Here is a 637-nt window from a genome sequence, read left to right on the forward strand (position 1 = left end):
ATCCCGATGATAAGGGCGATGGTGTCCACATATTTTTTAAGTGGAGAACATCGTCCTTATTGCAGGGATCGGGTAGGTGACTTCGCCGGACGGTTACGTTTCATCTCGTTCTCCGCCGGCGGCATGACTAGCCCCCTCAGAGTCGAGTGGCTTTCTGCATGCCACCAACAGAAGCCATATTAGGCGCTTTGCGCCTAATATGCAACATTTATTTAGGCTCAATGCGCCTAGCTAACCGCTCGCTTTAGTGTCGTCAATAAACTACAATGCCCTCCATGACGACGATAAAACAGACATCTATCTACATGGCTTGGGAACGCAGGCTCAAAGACCAAAAGGCCAAAGCTGCAATTGCCGCTCGTATTTTTAGAGTTGCAAACGGCCTGATGGGTGATGTCTCGCCAGTAGGGCAGGGCGTGAGTGAGCTACGGATACACGTTGGCCCTGGTTACCGTGTTTATTTCCAGCAGCGAGGCGATGAACTGATCTTGCTGCTGTGCGGTGGTGACAAGAGCAGCCAATCCCGAGATATCGAAACGTAAGCGTCCGGGCATCACGCCTTGCGTGATTAAATCGGTCGCCACTTATGCGGCAGCAACTGGTCGATTTCACTCGCCCGCTGAGTCGGCAGCCGCGT

1 protein-coding gene is annotated in these 637 nt (G+C 52.6%); it reads left to right on the top strand.

The window, feature by feature from the left end:
- Positions 1-275: 275 nt before the first annotated feature.
- Positions 276-542 (top strand): type II toxin-antitoxin system RelE/ParE family toxin, encoded by a 267-nt coding sequence (locus KDX37_RS29325; RefSeq protein WP_231656653.1) that lies wholly within the window; start codon positions 276-278, stop codon positions 540-542.
- The last annotated feature ends 95 nt before the right edge of the window (positions 543-637 follow it).

It is taken from the genome of Pseudomonas californiensis (assembly GCF_021147775.1).
Taxonomy (GTDB): Bacteria; Pseudomonadota; Gammaproteobacteria; order Pseudomonadales; family Pseudomonadaceae; genus Aquipseudomonas; species Aquipseudomonas californiensis.